Source organism: Ignavibacteria bacterium, assembly GCA_036262055.1.
Classification (GTDB): Bacteria; Bacteroidota; Ignavibacteria; order Tepidaquicellales; family Tepidaquicellaceae; genus DATAJP01.
Window position 1 is genome coordinate 964,109 of sequence record DATAJP010000003.1, and the last position, 26,411, is coordinate 990,519.

A 26,411-nucleotide genomic window follows, 5' to 3' on the forward strand; every position below is an offset into this window, starting at 1 on the left:
AAAAATAGAAGCAAAAACTAACAGTTCACAGCTGTTAATTTTTTGAGTGCGTAAACTTTTTTTGTGTTATGCCGCTGATTTTAAATCAGGCAAATTCTTGTCAATCTTTATTCCGGGACCCATTGTGCTCGACAATGTTATTGCTTTAATATATGTCCCTTTTGCTGCAGAAGGTTTAAGTTTTATTATGGTATTTAAAAATGCAGATAAGTTCTCTTTAATTTTGTTCTCATCAAATGAAAGTTTTCCAATCGATGTGTGAACAATGCCTGTCTTCTCAACTCTGAAATCAATCTTTCCGCCTTTTACTTCTTTCACAGCTTGTCCAATGTTTGGTGTAACTGTTCCGCTCTTCGGGTTCGGCATGAGACCTCTCGGTCCTAAAACTTTTCCAAGCTTTCCGAGCTCAGCCATAGTATCGGGAGCTGCAATGATAACGTCAATGTCAGTCCATCCTTCACCGATTTTCTTTAGGTAATCTTCATATCCGACATGATCAGCACCTGCGTCTTTTGCTTCCTGTTGTTTTTCAGGTTTTGCAATAACAAGAACTCGAACGCTTTTTCCCGTTCCATTAGGAAGAGAAACTGTTCCTCTTACAACCTGGTCAGCATGCTTAGGGTCAACGCCTAAGTTAACTGCTATATCAACAGACTCGTCGAATTTTGCTTTCTCGCCTTTCTTTAATATAGAGATAGCTTCGGTTAAGTTATATTCTTTGCTGAAGTCAGCTACTTGTGATTCTTTCTTTTGTTTCTTAGTGAGTTTCATTTCTATTAATTCCTTAAAAACGGTTTTTAGTTTTCTACTGTAATGCCCATGCTTCTTGCAGTTCCCGCAATGAGGTTAACTGCTGCATTCAAATCTCTCGCGTTTAAGTCAGCCATCTTTGTTGTGGCAATTTCTTCAAGCTGCTTTCTTGTTACCTTAGCAACTTTATTTTTATTAGGAACACCTGAACCTTTTTCGATTCCGGCAGCTTTCAACAATAAAACTGCAGCAGGTGGTGTCTTAGTGATAAACGTAAATGATTTATCGGAATAAACAGTTATAACAACTGGAATGATAAGACCTTTCTTATCCTGAGTTCTTGCATTGAACTGTTTGCAAAACTCCATACCATTTACCCCTCTTTGTCCTAACGCAGGACCAACAGGAGGCGCCATCGTTGCAGAGCCGGCAGGAATTTGTAATTTAATAAATCCGGTTATTTTTTTAGCCATTTTTTATGTATCTCTATAATTAATTTATTTTTCTTTTTCTACTTCAGTGAAATCAAGCTCAATAGGTGTCTTTCTTCCGAAAATGCTTACCATAACTTTTAATTTCATCTTCTCGAGGTTAACTTCAAGAACGTTACCGCTGAAATTATTGAACGGTCCGCTTGTAACTTTAACAGGGTCACCGACTTTAAGCTGAATGTCGATTTTTTCTGTTTTTGTTTCGCTGTCGAGTATTGCTTTTATTCTACTAACCTCGGCAGATCTCAAAGGAACAGCTTCGAGCTTTTGTCCTTTTATGCTTTTCGTTCCGACTACGTTAATGATAGAGGGAGTGTTTGCAATGAATTTCCTTACCTTTTCATCTAAGTCGGCTTCTATTAAAATATATCCCGGCAGGAAATTTTTCAGCTTAACTTTTTTCTTTCCGCCTTTTACTTCAAAAACTTTTTCTTCGGGAATAAGAACGTTGCGAATCTTGTCGCCCATATTCTCAAACTTAATTTCTGCATCGAGGTGCGCTTTAACTTTCTTTTCGTGTCCTGATATTATTCTGACTGCATACCATCTGAAATTACTATTCGGGTCATCAATCATTTCTCCCGTTTTATCGGTCGATGAATCATCAGCTTTCGGCTCAGTATTTTCTTCGCTCTTTACTTCTTTTTCTTCTGTATTTTCTTCAGTATTTATAACCTTTTCTTCTGTCATCATTAATATTAATAAATATTAAAATATTGCTTTTAAAATTTCGCTGATTCCTTTATCAACCACATAAACAAATACTGAGAAAATTATCATCGTAACAACAACAACCTTAGTTGAATCGATAAGCTCTTCTCTTTTAGGCCAGGAGACTTTTTTCATCTCTCTGAAGATGTCTTCAAAATAAGCAACAATTTTATCTTTCATAAAAATTTTATTTTCGTTTTGCTTTAAGCACGGGAGGAGGGACTCGAACCCCCAACCAACGGTTTTGGAGACCGCTACTCTACCAATTGAGCTACACCCGTTTAATTCGTTTAAGCTCTGATTAAATTATTATATTCTTGGGGGGTCAATACCCAAGGCAGTTGCAAGTGCAACAAGATGGTCTTGCTCTTGAACTAAAATCTCGCGGATTTGTTCAGCCATCGCGTACTCACCAAGTTCCTCACATTGTTTTACTCTTTCTCTGTAATTTTTAATCGTAACTCTTTCGTTTTCCAAATCAAACTCAAGCATGTCTTTTGCTTTCTCGGAAGTTTTAACAGCAACAGGTGTTACAGAAGGCATACCACCAAGGTAATCAACGTTGTATGCAATCGTGATTGCATGTTCTAATTCTTCCTTTGCATGAACTTCAAGCTCGCCGGCAATATTCATATACTCTGCGCCTTTCAATACCTGAGAATAGTTTACATAAGCAATGATTGCCTGGTACTCTCTCGAAAGGTCTTCGTTTAACAACCTAATTAATTCTTCTCTTGTAATTGCCATAATGCTGAATCTCTTTTAACTTACTAAACTTTTGAGCGGGAGACGGGACTCGAACCCGCGACCAACAGCTTGGAAGGCTGTGACTCTACCAACTGAGTTACTCCCGCAAACTTTTCTAAGTTGCGAAATGTGAAATTGTGAAATGGTGAATCAAACCTTGTCGAAACTCATTTCATATCTATGAAACAGTGAACCTTTATAATTAGACAAAATCTTTCCTTCACAAATTCACTACTTCACCATTTCACTACTTGAGAGCTGATGACCGGGATTGAACCGGTGACCTTCCCGCCTTGACAGGATGCTCTACTTATTAATAAACTCTAAAAACTTTTTAATGTTTTTAAATGACTTTATATACCGTTCTCTTTTCATTGCCTCACTTCTGCTTTCAAATTCTTCTTTATAAAACAAACACCAATCATTAGCATTAGATGTCCAGTGTTTCCTTTTAGAATTATGTTCGGAAATTCTTTTATCAATATCATCTGTATGACCAACATAATACTTGTTCAGAGAATCGGATTTTAAAATATAGACAAAGAACATTTATTTGTTTGAGTTATTCTCAAAATTAACTTGGTGACCTTCCCGCCTTGGCGGGATGCTCTACCGATTCGAGCTGATGACCGGGATTGAACCGGTGACCTCTTCCTTACCAAGGAAGTGCTCTACCAACTGAGCTACATCAGCTTTAAAATTTTTCTTAAAGAACTTTGGTGACCTTCCCGCCTTGGCGGGATGTTCTACCAACTGAGCTACATCAGCTTATTAAAATCTTTTAAAAGAACTAAGCAACTTCCTTGAATACTTCGTTATGTCCGTGAGTAGTTATTGAACCGAACTAACTATTCTTATCTTTACTAAATTATTTTATAAAAAATATTTTTGGGTAAAAATTTGAATCTCCAATTTCTTTATTCCACGAAGATAATGAAAGAGTGTGGGTAGGGAAGGATTCGAACCTCCGAAGACCTGAGTCGACAGATTTACAGTCTGTTGCGTTTGACCGCTTCGCTACCTACCCTATTAAAATATTATAAAAATCCTGTTTTAATATGATTTCAAGGCAATGCAAAATCTTTAAAATATTCAAAATTAATCATTTAATCAATACTCTATTTCGTCTTTGAGAGTAAAATTTACAATTTTAAACCGAGCCCAAGCAAACTATCAATTTTGGCTCTTTGCTCTCTTAAATATTCAATCCGCATCCTAATCGATTCATTTTCAGACGAGCTATAAATATCAGCAAAATTCGTATTATCTGTATAATTTTGGATATATAATGGGATGGATAAACTTTCGTTGTTTTTGTCAATTATTTCAATATTCCCGCTTCTTGAACACGTTAAAACCACGTTTTCACCAATTCTTAAATTGACATCTGACGTTCTAATCGCTATTAACCTGCCTGAATCCATTAATTTTGCAGAAACAGTCGAAGGGTCTATGTAATCAGTCACTTTAGCGCTAATCTGAATTGGTGTCTGCACAGGTGTAGTTTCACCATATTTTTTAAGCTCCTCATATTTCTGCGAAATTTCTTCATTCAAACTGGCATATCGGGACAAAGATGATATTTTTTTATTTAAAAGCGACAAGCTATAGTTCAAACTGCTTGAATTAAATCTCAAATCCGAATTTGGAAACATATCCCGGATTTCAATGGCTGACTCAAGCTGAGATTTTGCCTCGGAAAACTTTCTTTGAGCATCGAGCCGCTTTACATTAGAAATCTTTGTATTAAACTCTTCCCTCGCTTTTGAATAAATTTTGTTATAAATGTCTTTGAATGTTTTGGGGCTTTTTGCTTCATCTATTTTATTGAGATACCTGTAAGCATTTCTCCAGTCTTCATCAGAAAAATTCGTTGCAAGAATACCCGCAAAATAATTTATCTTTTCAAATGCTTTTTCTTTTAAATCACTCTGCTGATATTTTCGTATGAAGTTTTCATATTTCGAAATCTGCATTTCAGTCATCTGCACATCTGTAACGTTATCATTCCTTTCTATATCGGAAAATGCTCTTTCTTCTTCGAGATAATAAAAGTAATAATATAAATACCCAAGTGAAGCGAGAATCAAAATACAAATGAAACTAACAAGAATCGAATTTCTAACTTTCCTTTTTCTTTCAAGAGGAATTTTTTCTTTTATTATCGAAAGACGCGATGAATAAAATTCCTTCGATTCATCATCGAGATATTTATAAGCGTTGTTATAATAAATTTCAGCAGCCTTATAATCACGGTTGTTAAAAGCATTATCCCCGTTCTCAAGAAACTTTGTTCTTGTATTTATTAAATGAACTGCGGAGTTATATAATTTTTTTAAATCTGTATTTCGCTTGTCGGTTTTTAGTAAGCGCTTGCATTCCGTGATTGCATCAACATATCTGCCTTCGTTTATAAGATACTGCACATTGGTTTTAACGTCTTCGATTGATTCAATCGTAACGTTCTCTGCTTTACTTGCAATTTTATAATTACATCCGTATACAGCACACCCTCCGTTTTCCGTCCAGCATTCGATATGATACGGAGTATTGCATTCAGGACAATGAACAATAAAAGACTCATCTTTTATGTTCGCCTGGCAATACTCGCAGACAGGTTTTCTATTTTTAAAATTTAAGTTAATATTTCCCATACCTTAAAAACCAATTATTACCTATACCAATAAAACCAGATAAATTAATGTTTTCACTTTTATATTGCTCATACAAATAAATCATTTGCCCTTCCTTATGAGTAATTTTATATTCAGATTTTGGCAAAGAATCTAAATTCAGTACATTAAAAGTGATAGTAAATCTACCGTAAGTTTTCTCATTACCCATAGCAATAATTTTCAATTGCCGCATAAGTTTAATATAGGAGTTAATCTCTGCAATAATTTTATTAGTGTCTAAATTTAGTTGTGCCCTATTTATTTTTATATCTTTTTTAGTAATTAATTCTTTTTTTATATCAAAAAAAATTATATTTGAATCGACGCTGTAAATAAATGTAACCGGATCCCTAAAATATCCAATAGAAAAATCTTTTTTTAACAATGAATCACTTAGGGAATTTTTAATTTTATTAAAAAAATCATTAAATGAAATTTTTTCCTGAACCGGTTTCTTTTGTTGGTCACATGATGAAACTAAAAACAACAGAAACAAAAATATGGATATACTTCTTTTCATAACATAAATCTTACAACGACACTGTGAAGTCAATTGCTTTATAGAGGAGGAAACCGCCTAACGCAATAAGGAAATACCCAACAAAAATATTTATCTTTGCAAGAGCCTGAGGTTTTATTCTGTGTGTATTTTTTGAAATTATTTTTACCCATGTATAAAACCATAACACAGCACCGAGAAAAACTCCAAGCCCGAAAAGAACACCGCTTAAAAACTCACTGCTTATTAAATTATATCCTTTGAAATAAGTAACTATAGCTATCCAGGATGCAGGAAGTGTAACAGAAGAAATGCATAGTAAGATTCCCGTTAGAAAATTTCCGAAAATACTCGAGCCATTCTTTTTAATTACCTTATGATGAAAAACTTTTTCAAGATTTTCCTCCGTCTTGTGTAAAACTTCCTTCGATTTATCTAAAACATCTTTAATTTGTTCTTTTTGTCTTGCAGTAATTTCACCGGTATCAATTTTCATCTTCTTAATCTTAAAACCATATATTATAACAACTGCGCATCCTATAAAAGTCATCACAACTATAAATATATCCTGATTAGCATAAAAATAATCACGAAATGAATCAGGTAAAAAAGATAAGAACAAGCTCACCCCGCCATATGCAACAAGGATGTAAAAAAAATCAACAAATCCCGCTCCTGCGCCAATTGCAATTGCTTCGTTAGTTTCTTTTTTAAATGCTTTTACAGTAACTGCAACATTTGTCGGTCCTAACGGAGGCATCGAAAGCAGGTAACCTAAAACAAATCCGCCGATTAAAGTTAGTATCAAATGCTCTATTTTATATTAGTTTATCTTTGTCAAAAATTAACGCAAAGATAAAATATTAATTCGGTTTTCTAAAAACAATTGTAAATCAATAAGCTTAAATTAAACAAAAAAGAAGCCCGCATTTACGCGGGCTGGTGTGGAGAATATGGGAATATGAAGGAAAAACTTTCCCTGCTGCTGCCCATAGATTTTGTTCAACTATCAATTAGGAGACGGGCTCGCAGTCTAAACTTTATACTCAGATTATTCCTAAAGGTTCAAATTTTTTGCCTAAAATGTTCTGACTGCTTACACCGAGCCAGTCATTCAAAACATTCGCATATACGCTTCTGAAATCAATTTTATATTTTAAATCACCGTTTTCCAAATCGCCTAAATCAGGCGCTTCATTATAAAATCCCGGCTTTCGCAAATTACCGTTAATCAAAAATATATTATTTGCTGTTCCGTGGTCAGTACCGCCGCTTCCGTTTTGTTTTACCCTTCTGCCGAACTCTGAGAAAACCATTACAAGCGCATCGTCCTGTCTGTTGTTAATCCGCAAATCTTCCATAAAAGAATAAACACCGTCTGACATTTCTTTAAGCAAACGTTCGTGTCTTCCTGTTTGATTTACATGCGTATCAAATCCGCCTAAGCTTACATAAAAAACGCTTGTGTCAATATCTGAAATAATCAGCTCGGCAATCGTTTTCAAATCTCTTCCGAAGTTTGTGTTCGGATAAGTTGATTTCGATTTATAAATCTTTGAAGTTTTATAAACATACTCCGCAGAGCTTGTCGCATCTACCATTGTTTTGTATAGATAACTCACATTCTCATCATGGTCTGATTTTCCGTTTGCCTTAATTAAATCCGCAAAGAATTTTTCAGAAGTGCTTAAGAAAAATCTTTCAGGGTCTTCGACTGCAATGCCGCTTTTACTTTCACCTTTCATTGCAAGACTGAGATTTTCATTTACCTCGATTGCATTATAAGGATTTTTACAGTTCTGACATTCCGAATCAAGATATCTTCCTATCCAACCTGTGTTAACAGTTTTGTTTGAGTCGCTTGCACTATGCCAGATGTCCATTGACCTGAAGTGCGAGCGGTTCGGATTAGGATAACCTACACTGTTCACAACAGATAAGTAACCGTTATCATAAAGAGCTTTGAATTTCTCAAGAGAAGGATTAAATCCAAGCTCATCTGTGATTTTCAAAACTTCTTTTTCTGAAATCGATATGCCGTTTCTGTTTTTATAATAAACATCGTTCTTAAAAGGGATTATGGTATTCAAACCATCGTTTCCGCCGGAAAGCTGAATGACAACAAGTTTTTTATATCCGCCTGCGAGCGCGCTTGTTACTTCTTTTGCCTGAACGGTTTTTATGAATGTCGGGATGAACAACGAAGTTGATGCAAGAGCCGACAGCTTTAAAAAATTCCTTCGTGAAAATTTTGACATTTGATTGCCTCTAAAATTTTTAATTTAGCACAACTGAAATTCAGGGATACTCATTATTCTTTCTATGGAGCTTTCAACAAAATTTTCCGCGTTTGAATCATCTGCATATTTCAAAACCAAATCTTTCGTCTTTTGCGGAGTCTCTATCTGAAGCATAAACTCTGTCAAGTTATCGATGACATCTTTATTTGATTTGCCTGACAAAGAACTGACATACGGCTCTAAGTTAATCGTAGTTTTAACAGACTTATTTAATTTTTTATTCGCATTCTTTATCTTAACATCGTTTTCAATCAGGTCTTCCGCGTCTTCTTTAATTTCAAAATCAATATTTGAAGATTTAAAAATTATTTCCGGCAGCTTCATTCTGAACATCATCGATGATGTATCAATCCAGCTTTTACCGCTTGCCCATCCTCCGACATTAGGAGGATTCAATAATGTCTGCCCCATTGCTCTTTCCATGTATAGCACCGATTTCGGATTTTCAAACTTTATGTTATAAACTTTCGACATTCCCGCAAGCAGTTCAACAGGCGATTTAATTTTTGCGCCGATATTTTTTTCATCATAAAACCAGTCCGATGAAAAAATTTCATACATTAATTTTCCTATGTCATAATTTGACGAGTAAAAATTATCTGCAAGCTCCTTAACGATTTCAGAATCAGCATTATCATTCACAAAAAATTTATAAATTTTTCCTGCAATGAACTCAGCGGTTTTTGGATTATCAAGGACCATATTTATAATATCTTCACCTGAAAAATTTCCCGTCTTACCCATAAAACTTTTATCACCGAAGTCATGCTGTTTCTCTCTAAAAACATATTCTCCTTCAGGATTATATCCCCAGCCCGTAAAACACTTCGCAGCATTTTTTATATCATCTTCGCTGTAATTCCCTCTTCCGATTGTAAACAACTCAAGCAGTTCTCTTGCAAAATTTTCGTTCGGACTTTTCTTCCTGTTCTGCTGGTTGTTCAGGAATTGAAGCATTGCAGGGTCTTTTGAAACATCCATCACCATCTCGCGAAAATTTCCTAGAGCGTGTTTTCTCAAAAGATTATTTTGCTGTTCATTGAATCTTGAAACAGGGCTCTTGCATGCAAAATGTCCATGCCAGAAAAATGTCATCTTCTCACGAAGCACAGCTTTGTCAGTTGACATTTTTTCAAGCCATTCGGTATTTATTTTTCGGATATTTTCTCGGTTTCGCTTACGAAGTTCCTGCCTTTCATTACGTGAAAGTTTTTTTCGCTTTTCATAATCTGCATCAACGTAACTATCTGATGGTAATGAAAGACTGGTAAAGCTTTTGGAGTCGTCAATCAAGCTTTTTGCAAGCTCATCATAACTTTTATTTTGTTTTGCAGCGAGCTCATTAATGGGTATTCCAAACCCTGCTCTTTTATATAAGTGGTTAATCTTTCTTGTTTCGCTCATACCGTTTTTTATATAGCGTTTTATCTTAAGACAGTAATATTTTTAATTGGTTTAATGTCCTTTTTAATGGACACAAATCGAAGTCATTCCCGCGCAGGCGGGGGGAACCCTTAGGGTCATCCCATTCCTTTTAATATAAATCTTTCTACACTTTTAAACGTATTACTTAAAAGTATATTATACTGTCACACATTATAAAATTCTTAGTCTAAATAATTAAATTTTAATTTATTCAAAGCTATGGCGCTTACAATCTATCAGGTTGATTCATTCACATCAGAACCGTTCAAAGGGAATCCGGCGGGAGTTTGCTTAGTCGACAAACCCCTCGATGAAAAACTTATGCAAAATCTTGCAATGGAAATGAACATTGCAGAAACTGCTTTTATTTATCCAATCGATGATAAAAAATATTCAATAAGATTTTTTACACCGACGGTCGAAATTGGTTTATGCGGTCACGCAACTCTTGCAACTGCGAACATAATGTATGAAGAAGAAATAGTCCCGAAAGACAAAGAAATAATTTTTGATTCCCGTTCGGGTGAACTGCGAGTTACTTACGATAATGGATGGATTAAACTTAACTTTCCTGTTTATGATTCGAGTAAGGTTAATTTGGCAAAAGCATTTTTTGAAAACACCGGACTTAAACCAATCGACATTTATGAAAGCACTAATGACTGGACTCTTGCGCATCTTGAAAAAGAAGAAGATGTCTTAAATTTAAAACCAAATATCGGAGCGTTAACAGGGATTGGGCTTGGACACATGATTGTAACCGCGAAAAGCAATCAACCTGACATTGATTATGTAGTGAGATGTTTCGTTCCTAAGTCGGGAATCGATGAAGACCCCGTAACCGGAAGCGCGCAGTGTGTTTTAGTTCCGTTCTGGCATAAACAAACAGGTAAGACCGAGTTCAATTCAATTCAGGCATCAAAGCGCACGGGATTTTTAAAACTGAAGTATTTAGTTGATAAGAAACGTGTCGAAATCTCAGGTCAGACAAAAACAGTTTTTAAAGTTGAAGTTTTAATATAACTGATAATTATATATCGACACCCATAGTAAATATTCCCGTGACTTTATAGTTGTCATCATCGCTGAATAAACGGAGGTCATTCAGCAAAAGCATATATCCTCCTTCAAGACGGACATAACAGCTTTCCATCGGGCGGTATTCCACTCCGCTTGCAATCGACCAAGAGCTTAATCCTAATATTTTCCCTGAGGCAGTAACGTATGTTCCTGATAAAATTCCGTTATCATCTTTGAAGTAATCTCCGCGCATCGACACGCTGAATTGTTTATTAAAATTATACCGCAATGCAAGCAATCCCCCGAAACAAAATCCGTCATTGCTTGGATTAACTAAATTGCTTTTTTCCTGTCCGCACAAGTCAACCGAAGCAGTTAAGTTTACTTGTTTATTTCTTCCAAAATCTTTGTTGAAAGTTAAGTTGCCATAATATCTGAGTTTTGAAATTTCACCGTACGGCTGTTCATTACCTACTATTGCATTATAAATTATTTCTTCACTCTTACCGGGTTTATAGTTAATGGAAAATCCTCCCGATTTATTTTTGTTATTATCGGAAAGCTGGTTAAATCCATTTATTAAATACACCGCCGCAGAAAATTTATCACTGAAATCATAACTGACCTTTATTCCGCTTTGATGAAGCGGCTCATAATATGTAACGATTGCAATTGAGGTTAAAAAATTATCTTTAGGAAACATACTTTCATTTCCGACATGAGTTATAAAAAACCCTCCGTCAATCCATAAGTTTTCAACGGGAGAAAATCCGACATTTGCTTCCTGAATATATTTATATCGAGGGTCCCAGTTGAAATCGGGAATATCTCCATATTGCAGCGTAAACGTCCCGCGGACTTTTTTATCTTCATATTTCGCAGTTAAGGACGCAATATCCAACCTGAACTCATCCGTAAAAGACGCAGTTGAAGCATAAGTTCTTTCAGTCTCCTCATAATTATTATCCTTTGCATAATATGCTTCTATGTTTGCATGAATTGACAGATTATCAATTGATAATTCAGGAACTTGCGCAAATGAAGAGTTAAAAATAAGTATGAAGATAGAAAGTAATAATAACCTCATAAATCAGATTTAATTTTGCTAAATTAATTAAATTGTTTATCAATAAAATCGTATTAACTCATACCTGCAGGTAAAAATTACTTGTCAATTTTTCGGTTGTTGAGATACTAATTAATATATTAATTTTGAATAAAAAAACTTTAATGAACACGACAACAAATTTATCAATATCGCTATCCGATAAAGAGATGTATAATGCACTGCTTAATAAAAACACCTCATTTGACGGTGTATTTTGGGTGGGAGTAAAATCAACAGGAATTTTTTGCAGACCCGTCTGCACGGCAAGAAAACCGAAATTCGAAAATGTAATGTTTTTTGATTCCTGTAATGATGCTTTAAGATATGGCTTTCGTCCTTGTAAAATCTGCCAGCCGCTTGAAAGTCCCGGCGAAACTCCGCAGTGGATAAAAAACATTCTGAAAAAATTAAACGAAGACCCGTATTCACGATTTAAAGATTATGACCTTCGCAAAAGCGGAATTGAGCCTGCAAAAATAAGAAGATGGTTTTTAAAAAATCATGGTTTGACTTTTCATGCATATCAAAGGATGTTAAGAATTAACAATGCTTTCAAAAAAATTGCAAGCGGTGAATCGATTACCGATGCGGCATTTGATTCGGGTTATGAATCTTTAAGCGGATTTAATGAAAGATTTAAATCTCTCATCGGCAATTCACCCTCAGAAGCAAAAGATAAAAGAATAATTTATTTAACAAGAATTAATTCTCCAATTGGTCCAATGTTTGCAGGGATTTTGGATGATGAAGATGAAAAGAAAGCAGGATTATGTTTGCTTGAATTCACTGATAGACGAATGCTTGAAACCGAATTCAAATATCTTTCAAAGCATTTTAACGCAAACTTTATACAGGGTGAACATAAACTGCACGAGATTGTTAAAAAGCAATTAGATGAATACTTTGAAGGTCAGCGGGAAACTTTTGATATCCCTATGATAACTCCCGGAACGGATTTTCAGAAAACAGTTTGGAAGGCTTTAATGGAAATTCCTTATGGCAAAACGGTATCATACAAAACTCAGTCAATAAACATAAAAGCTCCTAAAGCTGTCCGTGCGGTTGCAAACGCAAATGGAATGAACCGCATTGCGATAGTAATTCCCTGCCACCGTGTTATTGGAGAAAACGGAACGCTCACCGGTTACGGCGGCGGTTTATGGCGAAAAAAATGGCTGCTGGACTTTGAGAAAAAAACTAACTCGCTTTTTCCCAGTTCAAACGATTAATATCAATTTTATAATTGTTTTCATCTAATAATATATGTGAGCCCGGTGCTTTTATATCAACATCTATTTCAGTCTTTTTATTAAACTGATTGTAGATCAGCCAGATGAAAAACAGAACTGCAATAAATATCAACGCCATGATGAATATTGATACACCCGATGATTTTGCTTCTTCTGCCATATTATTGTTTTTAATTAGTTCATAATAATGTAAGGCAATTGGCAGACCAAACTTCACTGCTTTTTTCAGATAAAAATTCAATTTTTATTTACTAGTGAATATGACATATTGTCATGATTGTCAAACTTCTGAATTTTAAATAATATTATGTCTCAAGAAAATCCTTTCCGTGTAGTTTATGCGTTAATTTGGAAATCAAATAAACCTGATGATGAGTTCGACTCAACTGAATTCGAATGCAGAATCCCACGTTTAATGGAATGGCTGAAAGACTTGAAGAAAAAAGGCAAGCTCGTTGCATGCGGAGGAGGCGGGTTTGAGAACCACGCGGGCGGATTAACGCTAATAAATGCCGACAGCATAGAAGAAGCGCAGCAGTTAAGCAATGGCACTCCAATGAATGAAATCGGCACAACCGAAATTATGGTCTGGGATGTTTATTACGCCGATATATCCGAAAAGAAACAGGAAAAAACTTTAGAATCTTAATATTAATAAATGCCTGACTTAAAAGAATCTATAGATAAATTAAATTTTCTTCTCGGCAAGTGGGAAGGTTTCGGAGCAGTTCAATATCCAACTATAGAAGGATGCGAATATAGAGAAGAATTAATTTTTGAAACTAATAATTGCGAACCGCTTATAACATATATCCAAAAAACTTTTTATAAAAAAAATAATTTGCCGCTTCATTCTGAAAGCGGGTATATTTTCAGCAAGGAAGACGGAAGTTATGAAATGAACAATGTCCAGAACAACGGAAGATTTGAATGGATGAAAGGCACACTTGAAAACTCAGGCAATAAAAATATTTTAACGTTTGAGTATAAAAATGTTTATAATGATGAAAGAATTGTAAGAACGCAAAGAATATTTGAAGTGAAAGACAATACATTGAATTATTTTGGAAACATGCAGACGCAAAAAGTTGATTTTCAAAATCATTTAACAGCAAAGCTTGTCAGAGTTTAAACCTTATAACAAACCAATATTGTTATACGACGGCGTTTGCAATCTTTGCAACTGGATTGTGAAGTTCACGATCCAGCGTGACAAAACGGGAAAGTTTATGTATGCTGCATTGCAAAAAGAAAAAGGTCAGGAGATTCTGAAACACTTTGGATTAATTACTCAGGACTTTGATTCATTTGTTATGGTTGTAGGTGATAAGTATTACACAAAATCTTCGGCTGCGCTTCAGGCAATGAAAATAATGGGCGGAATGTGGAGTTTGCTTTATGCTTTTATAATTATCCCAAAGCCAATGCGTGATTTTTTTTATAACTTGATTGCAAAAAACCGTTATAGAATGTTTGGAAAACAGGAAAGCTGCCTGCTTCCGAGACCTGAATGGAAAGAACGTTTTCTTGATTAATTAAAAATAATGAAATACATTTCAATTTTAATTACAGGATTGATTTTGATTTCTTGCGGGAAACAAGAGCAAAAGGGGTGGTCAGATTTGAACAAGAAAGAATATCATTCCGAATGCATTGAATTTTCAAAAGCAAGTTTTGATAATGATACGAATAAAGCTTCGGGTTATTGTGATTGTGTTTTGGAGAAAGTAATGACCCGATATCCGGATTATAGTATGATACTTAGGATGACTCCCGCGGAAAAAGAAAAATATTTTTTTATTTGTAAATAATTTTTGGTATAATTAAGAAGGCAATTTCACAATCGGTGGGATTAACCCCTTAGCTCTCAGAATAATATCAATTATTTCCCTCACACATCCCTCTCCGCCGTTTTTATTGCAGACTAAATCGACATGGTCTTTCACAATCTCTATTGCGCTTTGCGGACAGGAAGAAAATCCAACCTGCTGTAACAATGGAATGTCAAATTCATCATCGCCTATAAAAGCAAATGCCTCATTTGGAAGATTGTAAAGTTTTTTTAATTCCTCGAAAGGAACACATTTATCCTCCACATGCTCATATAAATGTTCAATCCCGAGACGGTCAACACGCATTTTGTTCACAGGCGACCCTCTCCCGCTGATGATTGCAAATTTAATTCCCAGGCTTCGCGCCCGTGTTATGCCATAGCCGTCATGAGTATGAAAAATTTTTATTTCATCGCCCGCTGATGTATAAATGATATTTCCGTTAGTAAGACACCCGTCCATATCCATCAAAATCACTTCGATTTTTTTAAGCTCTTCTAACTTATCTTGATTTAGATGCATCTTTCTTTTTTCTTTCAGGCATTACAATGTATGCGGAAGGACAAATATCATTTAAAAAACAAACAGGGCATTTCGGATAACGCGCATCGCAGATTACCCTTCCATGCTCGCTGAGCTCAACGGAAAATCTGAACTGCTTATCGGGTGGAATTAATTTTTTATATTCTTTTTCAATTTTATCACCTACCGTCTGATCTGTTAATCCAAGACGTCCGCCCACTCTTATAACATGTGTATCTACAATTATTACATCTTTTACTCCAAAAATATTTCCGAGAATAACACTTGCAGATTTTCTTCCGACACCAGGAAGTGAAACTAATTCCGGCATAGTACTGGGAACTTTCCCTCCAAAATTTTCGATAAGAGCTTTACAGCATCCGATTACAAGTCTTGCTTTATTGGCAAAAAAATTTATCAGCTTTATGTCATCACGGAATTTTGCCTCACCTGCCTTTAGAATATCTTGGGGAGTTTTATATTTCTCTTTATACAATGGACCCATTACTTTATTTACCAGCACATCTCTGCACTGGGCAGCAAGTATAGTTGAAATTAAAAGCTGAAAAGCGTTTTTATAATCAAGATGAACTTTTGCATCGGGATAATGCTCTGATAAGCGTTTAGTTACGATATCTGCCTGTTTTTGTCTGTCTTTTACCAGCATAATTCCGCAATACTACGGTTTTTTATATAAAACTTAAAGTTAAAATTTTATTTATGACCTAAATCATTTTTTAGGGCTTTTAAAATTTGTAATTTTATTTACAATTTATTAACAATCTATTTACAGTTTAGTTATTATTAATTTATAATCTGCATTACCTAAATAATATAAAAATGAAAAAAATTTACTTTTTGCTAATGTTTGTTTTTTTGTTTGCTGTAAATTCAACTGCTCAAATTTCCGGAAAATTTTCAGGATACATGTTTGGAGACTATTATTATAATGTCGAAAGAGATACCGGCATTGCAAATATTCCTGATGTTGCAATTGGCGGAGCAAGAGACCTCAACGGCTTTGAGTTCAGAAGGATTTATCTGACTTATGATAATGAAATATCATCGAACTTCAGTGCAAGAGTTAGATTGGAAGCTGACCAGATTGCAAGCACAAGCGATGGCAAAATTGGGGTTTTTATTAAAGACGCATATGTTGTCTGGAAAAATGTTTTTGAAGGCAGCAACCTTATCTTTGGCATGCAGCCCTCTCCATCTTTTGAAGTTTCAGAATCATTCTGGGGATTCAGATTTATTGAAAAAACAATAATGGACCTGCGAGGTATTACTCCATCCCGCGATATTGCAATAGCTCTGAGAGGAAGATTTGACAAAGAAGAAAAATTAAGATACTGGGTGATGTTCGGAAACGGCTCAGGTGTCAGACCTGAAACTGATAAATACAAAAGATTTTATTCCTGGCTTCAGTATTCACCTTCAAAGGATTTTACTTTTACATTATATGCTGACTATAACTTCCGCCCCAAAATTACGAGCCCTATTGCTCCCGGAACAACTGTACCAAATAGCGACTATACTGTAACTGCATTTGCAGGCTATGCCAACAAAGATGTTTATTCTTTCGGAATAGAAGCGTTTCAAAATTTCAGAGAAAATGGGTTTGTTGAAAATGGCCAGCTTAAAACACTTATGAAAACAGGGGTTTCGGTTTCGGCTACTTACTTTTTTTCAAAACAATATTCTCTTATGGGAAGATATGATTATTTTAATCCTGCTATGAATAACGATGCTGTAAAACGCCAGAGAAATTTGTTCATAACAAGTTTTAATTATAAACCTGTCGATAAGCTTATACTCAGTCCGAACTTAATTATCGAGACATATCAGACAACCGAAACCGGAAGGGTTATTAAACCTTCAGTAACAGGAAGATTTACCGTGAATTATACTTTTTTATAATTACTGAGAAGTCATTCCCGCGGAGGCGGGAATCCCATTACAAAAAATAATTCAGCATCTTATAAATGAGTTTCGCAGTTAAAAAATCCGGAAAAGAAAAGTCTTTGCGCGGCGAGAGTTCAACAACGTCGAAGCCAACGACTTTTCTTTTTTGTGAGAGTTTTTTGAAAAGTTTTACTGTTTCATCCCAATAAAATCCCTGAGGTTCGGGAGTGCCTGTCGAAGGCATTATCGAAGGGTCAAGAAAATCCACATCGAAAGTTATATAAACATTTTCTTTAAGTGAGTCTATAATTTTGTTATCCCAGTCATAACCGTATTTTCCGTTACGAATTTCATAAGCATAAAAAGTTTTTATTCCTTTTTCTTTGATGAAATTATATTCGGCTTTGCATTGTGCGCGAATACCAACTTGCACAATATCAGTTGTAAATTCTGATACTCTCGCCGCAAAGCTTGCATGAGAATACTTTGAGCCCTCATACTCATCACGCAAATCAGAATGCGCATCAAAATGTAAAATCGATAAATTCTGATAGCTGTCATAATGCGCCTGAATCGGTGCAGTCGAAATCGAATGTTCGCCGCCAAGAGTAACCACAAACTTTCCATCATCAATAAGCTTTTTAACATGCTTGTAAATATGCTCTAATGCCTTTGTACCGGTTTTATTTTTGAAATCAAGCTCTTTCAATGAACAAATGCCAAGTTCAAAACAAAGCTCGCGGTTCATTTCTTCATCAAAAAACTCTACATAATGCGATGCATCAAGAATCGCCATCGGTCCTTTTGCAGTTCCTTTTCCATATGAAGTCGTTGCTTCATAAGGCGCAGGCAAAATTGCTATCTTCGAGTTTTCATAATTTGAATACTCTTCTTCTATTGCAAGAAAATTTTTCTTTATACCGTAATATTTCATTTATTTATAATTGTGTAATTAATGCCCCGTATTGCTATTATATTCAACCACGTCAAAAAGGTCTTTTAATTTTTTAAGTAAAACCTCTTCCTTTGGTGGTTCGTTTTGTATTTGCGGTTGATTCGTGTGTTGAACTTGTTCTTTTGGTCGTGAGTTCTCTGAAAACTTCATCACATTCCCTGAATTACCCGTCTTCAAAGTTTTTTTTTTAATCTCATCGAGTCCTTCAATAAGCTTATTTACGTCAACTACTTCCTGATTAACCCGGCAAAGTTCAATTAATAATGCTTCCAAAAATATTTTCTGGTTATACGAAAACTTAAATCTTTGTTCAGACTCAAATAAAATCTTAAGTAGTCTCAGAACCTGCTCTGCCGAAAATTTTTCAGAATGCTCCTGATAGTTTTTCTTTACTAAATCAGTTTCATCAAGCAAATCTGCATTACCGGCTGATTTTAAAATCAAAATATTTCTGAAATGCTCTGTCAATCCTGTATAAAAGCTTTGCATGTCAAAACCCTTGTTGACCAATTCATTAAAATAATCTATTAAGTTTTTTGAATCTGCCTGAACAATGTAATCTGATAATTTAAAGTAAACGTTTTTATCAGGAAGATTTAAAAACTCTTTAAGTTCTGAATATTTTATGTTATCACCGCAGAAAGAAATTGCCATATCGAACACACCCAGTGCATCACGCAATGCGCCATCGCCTAATCTCGCAATATTAAATAACGACTCATCATCAATCTTAACTTTTCTTTCCTTTGCAACGTGCTTAAGAGACTGAATTATCTCATCAATTTTAAACCTGCTTAAGATAAATCTCTGGCATCTGCTTGTTATGGTTTGAGGAATTTTTTCAGGATTTGTCGTTGCAAGAATAAAAATTAAATATGCCGGCGGTTCTTCGAGAATTTTCAAAAGCGCATTGAATGCCTGAATCGTTAACATATGAACTTCATCGACAATGAAGAATTTATATTTTCCTTTTAATGGATAAAACTTTGCAGCATCCTGAATAGCGCGAACGTCATCTATGCCGCGGTTCGACGCAGCGTCAAGCTCGAATATGTCGGGATGAACTCCCGCAGTTATCTCAATACAGCTTTCGCATTTATTGCACGGCTCAAATTCATTCGGCTTACGGTTAAGGCAGTTCAATGCCTTTGCAAAAATTCTCGCAAGAGTAGTTTTCCCCGTTCCGCGAGGACCGCAGAATAAATATGCATGTGCAATTTTTCCGCTTTTGATTGCATTCTTTAAAGTATCGGTCGTGAATTTTTGTGAAATTACATCCGAAAACTTCTGTGGCCTGAACTCTCTCGCACTTACTTTAAACTCGTTACTCAATTATATAATTATTTTCCAAGTGTCATTCCCGCGAAGGCGGGAATCCAAACAAAAATGATTCTAAAAATTCAGAACGTTGACCCTGAATCAAGTTCAGGGTGACATATTATTTTCAAAATTGTTCTTTCCAGAAAATTATCGACAACTTTTCATTATCCATCCGTGTCCATACGCAGGCAACCAGACCATTCAACACATCTATATCAATATAATCACCAAAGAAAATTCTTTTAACAGGAATAAATGGCGAATCGCTAATCATCATATTTTCAAAAGTCTCCCCGCCATCTTTGCTAACTGCAAGCACAACATCCGTCTGGTTATCATCATACCTTCTTCTGTCATAAAACAAAACATAAATATATCCTGTTGCAGGGTCAACTGAAAAATTACTCATAAACTGTTCTTTGCCGTTACCAAGTTCATCATTGTTCACTCGAACCGGTTCTCCCCATGTTGCTCCCTCATCAGTTGATTTTACAATAAAAACATCATGGTCTCCGTTTCTTTCATCAGAAAAATTAATATATATTGTTCCATTATATTTGCTGTTTGAAATATCACACGCAGTAAACGGCAAGCCATTGCATCTGTATAATCCCGGAATATCATATGCCCATCCGCCTACCTGATTGCAAACCCAAACATCTTTATTAAAAGTCATTCCTCCGTCAAGTGATTTATCAAATTCTATTCCTCTCGGTCCAGCCCACGCCACATAAACTTGACCTTCGGGTCCGACACAAGATACTGCGCCTTCAACCGTCGAGTCACCATCCTTAGAATCACCACCTAAATCAGAAATCCTTATCGGATATGTAAATGACGTTCCTAAATTTGTCGAACGTGAAAATAAAATTATACTGCTGTCTTTTGGATTTTTGCTTTCATATTTATCAAACTGCGTCCAGCTTACATATAAATTATTTTTAAACGGAGAATTTGTAACATCCGAAGTTATCCATTCTTTATCCTGAAACGGTTCGTTACCTTCACCGTAAATTTTATGACTGTCCGACCATGTTACTCCGCCGTCGGTTGATTTTGCCCAGTAAATTCCTGTTTTATTAAACGGACCCAAATGTGTATAGTAAGCATTACCCATTGCATCAAAATAAACAACAGGGTCGCCATATACAATTGGTCCCGGAAGTTTGCCTTCCGTCCACGTTGCACCACCGTCAAATGTATAATAATAAAAATCAATGTTTGCTGCTGCAAGAATGTTCAAAGGATTAGTGGGATTTATGGTAATTGCCGGCTCTTCGGGTTCAAAAATCGTTCGCGATTTATTAACAGTAATATTTTTATATTGGGAAAATGCATTGCTTGCAAGAAAACAAAAAAAGAAAAAAAGTGTAACCGAAAGCTTCAGCTTTCGCTGTTTATAAATCCCATTTATCAAACTCATAAATATCAGAATATTTAAATTTATAATCTTTCCAATCATCACAAATTTCTTTTCTAATTGGATTATACAAAATATAATAGATTTGATTTTTTAAATCTTCATTTGCTCTAACTATGTGATCATAAAAACTAGTGTGCCATTTAAAATTAGAGTTTAGTTTTTTCAAATAAAAACCTGAAAACTGTTTAAATGATTTAATTACCGATAATAAATTAGAATTTTTATTATTTCCTTGAAGAATTAAATGAATATGATCAGGCATACAAAGAAAAATTAAGATATTACAATTTTCTTTCTTTGAAGACTCTATGATAAGATTTTTTAACTTCGAGAAGTAATAATTTGAATTTAACAAACTTTCGGATTTCACAAGTATTGTAAATGAAATGATTTTTTCTCCCATATATAAATCATTTTCTAATCTATGTTTCTTTGCTATGATCATGCTTAGACGAACCCTAAAGGGTTCGATTACAATTAATCTCAGATTTTATTTTTCCCGAATACATACGCCAATGCTTCCTCCACATTACTTACAGGAATGATTTTGAGATTATCTGTAATTTCTTTTGAAATTTCTTTTAAGTCCTTATTATTTTCTTCAGGAATTAAAACGGTTGTTATTCCTCCTCTCATTGCTGCAAGAAGCTTTTCATTCAATCCGCCGATTGGCAAAACTTTTCCGCGTAATGTAATTTCACCGGTCATCGCAACGTCTGTCTTAGCAGGAATTTTTGTCATTGCCGAAAGCATTGCCATAATCATTGTAATACCTGCAGACGGACCGTCCTTCGGAATTGCTCCTTCAGGCAAATGGATATGAATGTCATTAGTTTTAAAAAAAGAAGTCTGGATTCCAAATCTCCCGGCGTGAGCTTTTATGTAAGATAGTCCTGCCATTGCAGATTCTTTCATTATATCTCCAAGCTTTCCTGTAAGCGAAAGCTTTCCCGAACCTTTCATAATATTTACATCTACATACAGAATTTCACCGCCTGCGGAAGTCCATGCAAGCCCGTTGACTGTCCCTACTTCTGATTTGTTAGCCCTGTTTGCTTTTTTCTGAGTATATTTCGGAACACCGAGATATTTATTCACAAGTTCCGAAGTAATTTCAATCGGAAGCTTTATTCCTTTTGCTTCTTTCATCACAACGTCTTTTGCAACTTTTCTGATGATGGAAGAAATTTCTCTTTCTAAACTCCTTACTCCGGCTTCGCGCGTGTATTCTCTGATTATCTGCAATAAAATATCATCAGAAAATTTTACTTCGTTTTCATCAAGTCCGTGTTCTTTTATTTCTTTCGGAATTATATGCCGCTTTGCAATTTGAACTTTTTCAAAATCGAGATAGCTTCGCATCTCGATGATTTCCATTCTGTCCTGCAAAGGCAAAGGTATGTTATACTGAACATTAGAAGTGGTAATGAACAACACGTTTGATAAATCATAATCAACGTCGAGGTAATGGTCATTGAAAGTATCGTTTTGCTCAGGGTCAAGAACCTCAAGCATTGCGCTCGACGGGTCACCTCGAAAATCACTGCTCATTTTATCAATCTCATCGATAAGCAAAACAGGATTTACCGTTCCTGCTTTTTTCATTGCCTGAATTATTTTTCCCGGCATCGAACCGATATATGTTCTTCTATGACCGCGTATCTCAGCTTCATCCCGAACACCGCCAACAGAAATTCTTGTGAATTTTCTGTTAAGCGCGCGGGCAATGGATTTACCAAGCGAAGTTTTACCGACTCCCGGAGGACCAACAAAACACAATATCTGTCCTTTCGGAGGCTTCTTAATATTTTTATCCCTCAATAATTTTAATACTGCAAGAAGCTCTATGATTCTGTCTTTCGGTTTTTCTAAATCATAATGGTCTTCATCAAGAATTTTTCTTGCATTAACTAAATCAAAATTATCTTCCGTATATGCGCTCCACGGCACTGACACCATCCAGTCGAGGTAATTCCTTATCACGGAAAAATCCGGTGACATCTGCGGAGTTTTTTTCAGCTTATTAAACTCATCCATCGCTTTTTCTTTCACATGGTTAGGCATTCCCGCCTTTTCAATCTGCTCGCGGATTTTTATAAGCTCCGGGTCAGTTTCAGTATCTTCACCAAGCTCATCCTGCAAAATTCTAATCTGCTCCTGAACAATAAACTTTCTTTGATTTTTTTGCATCGAGTTATAAATCTTGTTCTCGATGTCTTTTTCTACGTTAAGTATTTCAAGCTCGGAACCAAGAATTACAAGCACCTCATAAAACTGAGTTTTTAAATCCTCTATTTCAAGAATTCTCTGCTTTTTATGAACATCAATGTTCAACGTTGAAATTACATAATAAAGCTTTCTGTCGTATTCATTTATATTATTATAAGCAACAATAGATTCCTGCGGAATTGATTTATTCGACTGTATGTAATCAGTAAAAAGTTTCGTTGTTCGTCTTTCAAGCGCCATAAGCTCCGTATCAACATCATATACCTGATACTTTATAATGATTGAAGCAGAAATATATTCACCGGTATGGAAGTGTTCTACCTTTGCAGGGACAATTCCGTCAACTAATACCTTAATTAACCCGTTTGGAAGCTTCAAAACCTGCAAAATCTTTGCAACTACACCCGTTTTATAAAGATTTTCATAAGTCGGGTCTTCGATTTTTTCATCAAGTTGTGTCACAAGCAATATATATTTATCCTTATCAAGCGATTTATTTATTGCTTTTATGGTTGACTCACGGCCTGCCAGAATCGGATAAATCATATAAGGGAACACAACTATGTCTTTCAGAGGTAAAACAGGTAGGTCGTTCGGAATATTATTATTGTCGGAAATGTTTTTTTCGGAGGATATTATCTCAGTTTCAGGAAAATCGTTAAATTTATCGTTTGATTGCATTTATATTCGTTATTTTATGTTTCAATATATGGATAGTAAAAACAAAGTTCAGTGAAGTTTTTAATCAAAAATAAAATCGGATAAATCAAAAAGCATTAGGATTAAGACGAAATTCTTCACTTTTGCCTTTTTACTTTTGCTTGTTTTGATAATTTTAAATATTAATATTTTACTTCAAAATTGAAAAAAATCATTCTTTTATCTGTATTATTTTGTGCATTTTATTCTTTGCAATCGTGCAATTATATAACAAACAGAACAATTTCCAAAAGCGGCAGTGCCGATACGCTTGACCCCGAGCCGAATTATGAAGTTTCATTGAATCCCGATTATCAGAATTTCACGAATTATATTTTTATGGGCAATCGTATGGAAAATTTCTCCACTTATTTTAATGTCTTTTATACAGCTACCGATGATTATAATGTAGCTCTTGAAGAAATCAGAACATCCACAATATCGGAATATAACAGACGGCTTGATTCCTTAAATATAGTTCTTCCCGTTTCACAAAATGTTAAAGAAAAGCTTAATAAAACAATTGAGCGATGTTCCAAAGTTATACAGTTTCATAAAAATTCAAAATTTCTTGATGATGCCGTTCTGCTTATCGGAAAATCTTATTATTATCTTACGGATTATCTTCAAGCTGAAAGAAAATTCAGCGAATTCCTTTCCAAGCTTTCTGCAAGTCCCTTAAGCGATGAAGCAGTTTTGTTTTTAGGCAGAACAAAAATGAAGCTGGGACAAATATCGGAAGCTGAAAGAATTTTACAAAAATTACTTAAGGAATCAAAAAACACAGAAGTAATTTCCGAGGCATATCAGGAACTCGCGCTGAATGAGCTTGCAAAAAGAAATTTTTCCGAAGCAATAAAATATTTTCAGAATTCGATTAACAACACCAAAGATTCCGAACGCAAATCCGAAAAGGAATACATCCTCGCAAAAATTTATAACCTTTTTGAACCTCAAAAGTCCGCAAATGTATATGAAAGAGTAGTTAATATGACCTCAGACTTCGACTTGTCATTTTTTGCAAAGCTTAATTACGGAAAATCTTTGATTTACAATAAGCAGTATGATAAGGCTGAAGAAATTCTTGAAGACCTAAATAGTGATTACAGAGACTATCCTGAATATAAACAGTTAGCGGAGCTTGAGCTGGCAAATAATTTGTATGCTGAAAAAGACTATAACAAAGGACTGGATAAATATTATGAAGTAATAATTAAATATCCGAACACAAAAGCATCATCTGATGCATATTACCACCTTGCACGGTTTTATGAAGATGTGAAAAATGATTACCTGAATGCTCTCGTAAATTATAGAAAAGCCGCAGAAGAAAACTCAGGCGGCGATTATGCAACTATAAGCCAGAAGCGAGCAGATGTTCTTGACAGGTATTTCACTTTACAGGCAGAAGCAAACGGAACTAATAAAATTCAGATACCGGCATATAACAGCCAGCTTGAATATTTTAGAAAAATTTTTGATGAAGACCGCGGTGTTATTCGTGATGATAAACGAAATACCGATCCGAATAATCCTAACAATCCTCCTGTTGATGAGGAAGGTCCGGGACCTAAAGGCGGAGGGTTAAATTCAATTAATCTTGATTCAAACGATAACAGAAGAAGAGGTCAGCAAGGCGACGATGGTTATATGCCGGAACAAAATCCCGAACAAGTTAATGAACAAATTAATGACACTTTAAAAATTCCTGAAACCAATAATCCTCTCGATTCAACCGTCAGCAACGTTATGGATGAGAGAACAAAAAAGTTTAATGCTTATTATGAGCTTGCGGAAATTTTTATATTTGATATTCAGAACAATGACTCTGCAGCATATTATCTGAATATCTTGATAAAAGATTTCAGCGATTCACCATTAAAACCAAAAGCAATTTATACTCTTGCAACGGTATATAAAAATGCTGGCAGGGATGCTGAAGGAAATGATTTACTGAACGGTTTGATTTCCGAATATCCGAATTCTGTCTTTGCAAATGAATCAAGAAAAATTCTCGGAATAAAAGAAGTGGAAATCGAAAAAGATGCTGCGGAAGAATCTTATAATCTTGCCGCAAAAAGCTTTAATGACAGGAATTATTTTGACGCGGTCGCAAAGTTTCAGGATGTCCTGGCAAAATACCCGAACAGCGGGTATGTGGATAATACGCTTTACTCTCTCGGATGGATATATGAAAATGTATATTCCAACAAAGACAGCACTATGCTTTATTACAACCGAATAATAAAAGATTACGCAAACTCCGATTTTGCAAAGGACATAAAACCACGAGTTGATTATTATAATTCATTCGGAAAAGACAACACTTTGATAGATACATCGAGAATTCCGGTTGATTCAATAAAAACAACTTTCGATTCTACAAATGTGATTAATACTAAATTACCTGACGGAAGTGATAAGCCAGGTGATGAACCAAAATTAACTCCTGAAGAGATTGAACAGCTTTTGAAGCAGGAAGATCAGATAGTTCCGGATAAAAATCCCGGTGAAGACGGAAACCAGTGATTTAATATTGGATAATTGAGA

General features: G+C 35.1%; 28 protein-coding genes and 4 tRNA genes. 8 read left to right on the top strand and 24 right to left on the bottom strand.

Features of this window, described 5'->3' with window-relative positions:
* Positions 1 to 66 precede the first annotated feature (66 nt).
* The 15 genes from rplA to VHP32_11330 all read right to left on the bottom strand — a co-directional run bounded on the left by rplA (position 67) and on the right by VHP32_11330 (position 9,577).
* Positions 67 to 771, bottom strand: a complete 705-nt coding sequence (rplA, locus tag VHP32_11260) for a 50S ribosomal protein L1 (protein HEX2788469.1) — start codon at positions 769 to 771, stop codon at positions 67 to 69.
* A gap of 26 nt (positions 772 to 797) precedes the next feature.
* Entirely contained in the window at positions 798 to 1,223 is a 426-nt protein-coding gene (rplK, locus tag VHP32_11265; GenBank protein HEX2788470.1) for a 50S ribosomal protein L11, read from the bottom strand.
* A gap of 24 nt (positions 1,224 to 1,247) precedes the next feature.
* Positions 1,248 to 1,817 carry a transcription termination/antitermination protein NusG gene (nusG, locus tag VHP32_11270; protein ID HEX2788471.1) on the bottom strand — a complete coding sequence of 190 codons (570 nt, stop codon included), beginning with the start codon at positions 1,815 to 1,817 and terminating at the stop codon, positions 1,248 to 1,250.
* A gap of 132 nt (positions 1,818 to 1,949) precedes the next feature.
* A complete protein-coding gene (gene secE / locus VHP32_11275; protein HEX2788472.1) occupies positions 1,950 to 2,132 on the bottom strand; it encodes a preprotein translocase subunit SecE in 183 nt (60 codons plus the stop codon).
* A gap of 28 nt (positions 2,133 to 2,160) precedes the next feature.
* Positions 2,161 to 2,233 (bottom strand) — tRNA-Trp (locus tag VHP32_11280).
* 28 nt (positions 2,234 to 2,261) lie between these two features.
* A complete protein-coding gene (locus VHP32_11285) occupies positions 2,262 to 2,699 on the bottom strand; it encodes a ferritin-like domain-containing protein (GenBank protein ID HEX2788473.1) in 438 nt (145 codons plus the stop codon).
* Positions 2,700 to 2,733: 34 nt separating this feature from the next.
* Positions 2,734 to 2,806 (bottom strand) — tRNA-Gly (locus VHP32_11290).
* A 199-nt stretch (positions 2,807 to 3,005) separates the two neighbouring features.
* The gene (locus VHP32_11295) at positions 3,006 to 3,248 is read right to left on the bottom strand and encodes a GIY-YIG nuclease family protein (protein HEX2788474.1); all 243 of its coding nucleotides are present in this window, start codon (positions 3,246 to 3,248) and stop codon (positions 3,006 to 3,008) included.
* A 71-nt stretch (positions 3,249 to 3,319) separates the two neighbouring features.
* Positions 3,320 to 3,392 (bottom strand) — tRNA-Thr (locus tag VHP32_11300).
* 251 nt (positions 3,393 to 3,643) lie between these two features.
* Positions 3,644 to 3,726, bottom strand: a tRNA-Tyr gene (locus VHP32_11305).
* Between the two features lie 115 nt (positions 3,727 to 3,841).
* Entirely contained in the window at positions 3,842 to 5,353 is a 1,512-nt protein-coding gene (locus VHP32_11310; protein ID HEX2788475.1) for an RING finger protein, read from the bottom strand.
* Positions 5,340 to 5,894 (bottom strand): hypothetical protein, encoded by a 555-nt coding sequence (locus tag VHP32_11315; GenBank protein ID HEX2788476.1) that lies wholly within the window; start codon positions 5,892 to 5,894, stop codon positions 5,340 to 5,342. Before VHP32_11315 ends, VHP32_11310 begins: the two co-directional genes overlap by 14 nt.
* Before the next feature lie 10 nt (positions 5,895 to 5,904).
* Positions 5,905 to 6,681 (bottom strand): LysE family transporter, encoded by a 777-nt coding sequence (locus VHP32_11320; protein ID HEX2788477.1) that lies wholly within the window; start codon positions 6,679 to 6,681, stop codon positions 5,905 to 5,907.
* Positions 6,682 to 6,919: 238 nt separating this feature from the next.
* A complete protein-coding gene (locus tag VHP32_11325; protein HEX2788478.1) occupies positions 6,920 to 8,131 on the bottom strand; it encodes a DUF1501 domain-containing protein in 1,212 nt (403 codons plus the stop codon).
* A 24-nt stretch (positions 8,132 to 8,155) separates the two neighbouring features.
* Positions 8,156 to 9,577: a DUF1800 domain-containing protein gene (locus VHP32_11330; protein HEX2788479.1), complete on the bottom strand. Its 1,422-nt coding sequence runs from the start codon at positions 9,575 to 9,577 to the stop codon at positions 8,156 to 8,158.
* 240 nt (positions 9,578 to 9,817) lie between these two features.
* Here VHP32_11330 and VHP32_11335 point away from each other — a divergent pair, with 240 nt between their 5' ends.
* Positions 9,818 to 10,621: a PhzF family phenazine biosynthesis protein gene (locus VHP32_11335; protein ID HEX2788480.1), complete on the top strand. Its 804-nt coding sequence runs from the start codon at positions 9,818 to 9,820 to the stop codon at positions 10,619 to 10,621.
* A 7-nt stretch (positions 10,622 to 10,628) separates the two neighbouring features.
* On the opposite strand, the gene VHP32_11340 is transcribed toward VHP32_11335, so the two are convergent.
* Entirely contained in the window at positions 10,629 to 11,705 is a 1,077-nt protein-coding gene (locus VHP32_11340; protein HEX2788481.1) for an outer membrane beta-barrel protein, read from the bottom strand.
* Between the two features lie 143 nt (positions 11,706 to 11,848).
* Here VHP32_11340 and VHP32_11345 point away from each other — a divergent pair, with 143 nt between their 5' ends.
* On the top strand, positions 11,849 to 12,955 hold the full coding sequence (locus VHP32_11345) for a methylated-DNA--[protein]-cysteine S-methyltransferase (protein ID HEX2788482.1): 1,107 nt from the start codon (positions 11,849 to 11,851) through the stop codon (positions 12,953 to 12,955).
* Here the strand turns inward: VHP32_11345 and VHP32_11350 are convergent.
* Positions 12,924 to 13,217, bottom strand: a complete 294-nt coding sequence (locus VHP32_11350) for a hypothetical protein (GenBank protein HEX2788483.1) — start codon at positions 13,215 to 13,217, stop codon at positions 12,924 to 12,926. The two genes, VHP32_11345 and VHP32_11350, sit on opposite strands and share 32 nt — an antisense overlap.
* A 66-nt stretch (positions 13,218 to 13,283) precedes the next feature.
* Here VHP32_11350 and VHP32_11355 point away from each other — a divergent pair, with 66 nt between their 5' ends.
* The 4 genes from VHP32_11355 to VHP32_11370 are packed head-to-tail and all read left to right on the top strand — an operon-like array spanning position 13,284 to position 14,787.
* Entirely contained in the window at positions 13,284 to 13,625 is a 342-nt protein-coding gene (locus tag VHP32_11355) for a YciI family protein (protein ID HEX2788484.1), read from the top strand.
* Between the two features lie 9 nt (positions 13,626 to 13,634).
* A complete protein-coding gene (locus VHP32_11360; protein ID HEX2788485.1) occupies positions 13,635 to 14,108 on the top strand; it encodes an FABP family protein in 474 nt (157 codons plus the stop codon).
* A complete protein-coding gene (locus VHP32_11365; protein HEX2788486.1) occupies positions 14,095 to 14,511 on the top strand; it encodes a thiol-disulfide oxidoreductase DCC family protein in 417 nt (138 codons plus the stop codon). The genes VHP32_11360 and VHP32_11365 overlap by 14 nt, the downstream gene beginning before the upstream one ends.
* 9 nt (positions 14,512 to 14,520) lie before the next feature.
* Positions 14,521 to 14,787 carry a hypothetical protein gene (locus VHP32_11370; GenBank protein HEX2788487.1) on the top strand — a complete coding sequence of 89 codons (267 nt, stop codon included), beginning with the start codon at positions 14,521 to 14,523 and terminating at the stop codon, positions 14,785 to 14,787.
* Positions 14,788 to 14,799: 12 nt separating this feature from the next.
* Here VHP32_11370 and VHP32_11375 read toward each other — a convergent pair whose 3' ends face one another.
* The gene (locus tag VHP32_11375; GenBank protein ID HEX2788488.1) at positions 14,800 to 15,330 is read right to left on the bottom strand and encodes an HAD hydrolase family protein; all 531 of its coding nucleotides are present in this window, start codon (positions 15,328 to 15,330) and stop codon (positions 14,800 to 14,802) included.
* Positions 15,311 to 15,997 carry an endonuclease III gene (gene nth, locus VHP32_11380; GenBank protein ID HEX2788489.1) on the bottom strand — a complete coding sequence of 229 codons (687 nt, stop codon included), beginning with the start codon at positions 15,995 to 15,997 and terminating at the stop codon, positions 15,311 to 15,313. Before nth ends, VHP32_11375 begins: the two co-directional genes overlap by 20 nt.
* 173 nt (positions 15,998 to 16,170) lie before the next feature.
* On the opposite strand from nth, the gene VHP32_11385 reads away from it, so the two are divergent.
* Complete coding sequence (locus tag VHP32_11385; GenBank protein HEX2788490.1) at positions 16,171 to 17,250, top strand: hypothetical protein; 1,080 nt, start codon at positions 16,171 to 16,173, stop codon at positions 17,248 to 17,250.
* A gap of 37 nt (positions 17,251 to 17,287) precedes the next feature.
* On the opposite strand, the gene speB is transcribed toward VHP32_11385, so the two are convergent.
* From speB to lon, 5 genes are all read right to left on the bottom strand, one after another.
* Positions 17,288 to 18,169 carry an agmatinase gene (speB, locus tag VHP32_11390; GenBank protein ID HEX2788491.1) on the bottom strand — a complete coding sequence of 294 codons (882 nt, stop codon included), beginning with the start codon at positions 18,167 to 18,169 and terminating at the stop codon, positions 17,288 to 17,290.
* Positions 18,170 to 18,187: 18 nt separating this feature from the next.
* On the bottom strand, positions 18,188 to 19,522 hold the full coding sequence (gene dnaX, locus VHP32_11395) for a DNA polymerase III subunit gamma/tau (GenBank protein ID HEX2788492.1): 1,335 nt from the start codon (positions 19,520 to 19,522) through the stop codon (positions 18,188 to 18,190).
* Positions 19,523 to 19,634: 112 nt separating this feature from the next.
* Positions 19,635 to 20,933 (bottom strand): sialidase family protein, encoded by a 1,299-nt coding sequence (locus tag VHP32_11400; protein HEX2788493.1) that lies wholly within the window; start codon positions 20,931 to 20,933, stop codon positions 19,635 to 19,637.
* Positions 20,908 to 21,378, bottom strand: coding sequence for a transposase (locus VHP32_11405; protein ID HEX2788494.1), 471 nt, complete (start codon positions 21,376 to 21,378; stop codon positions 20,908 to 20,910). Before VHP32_11405 ends, VHP32_11400 begins: the two co-directional genes overlap by 26 nt.
* Positions 21,379 to 21,416: 38 nt before the next feature.
* The gene (lon, locus tag VHP32_11410; protein ID HEX2788495.1) at positions 21,417 to 23,843 is read right to left on the bottom strand and encodes an endopeptidase La; all 2,427 of its coding nucleotides are present in this window, start codon (positions 23,841 to 23,843) and stop codon (positions 21,417 to 21,419) included.
* A gap of 180 nt (positions 23,844 to 24,023) precedes the next feature.
* Between lon and VHP32_11415 the strand changes: the two genes are divergently transcribed.
* Positions 24,024 to 26,390 carry a tetratricopeptide repeat protein gene (locus VHP32_11415; GenBank protein HEX2788496.1) on the top strand — a complete coding sequence of 789 codons (2,367 nt, stop codon included), beginning with the start codon at positions 24,024 to 24,026 and terminating at the stop codon, positions 26,388 to 26,390.
* Positions 26,391 to 26,411: the final 21 nt, after the last annotated feature.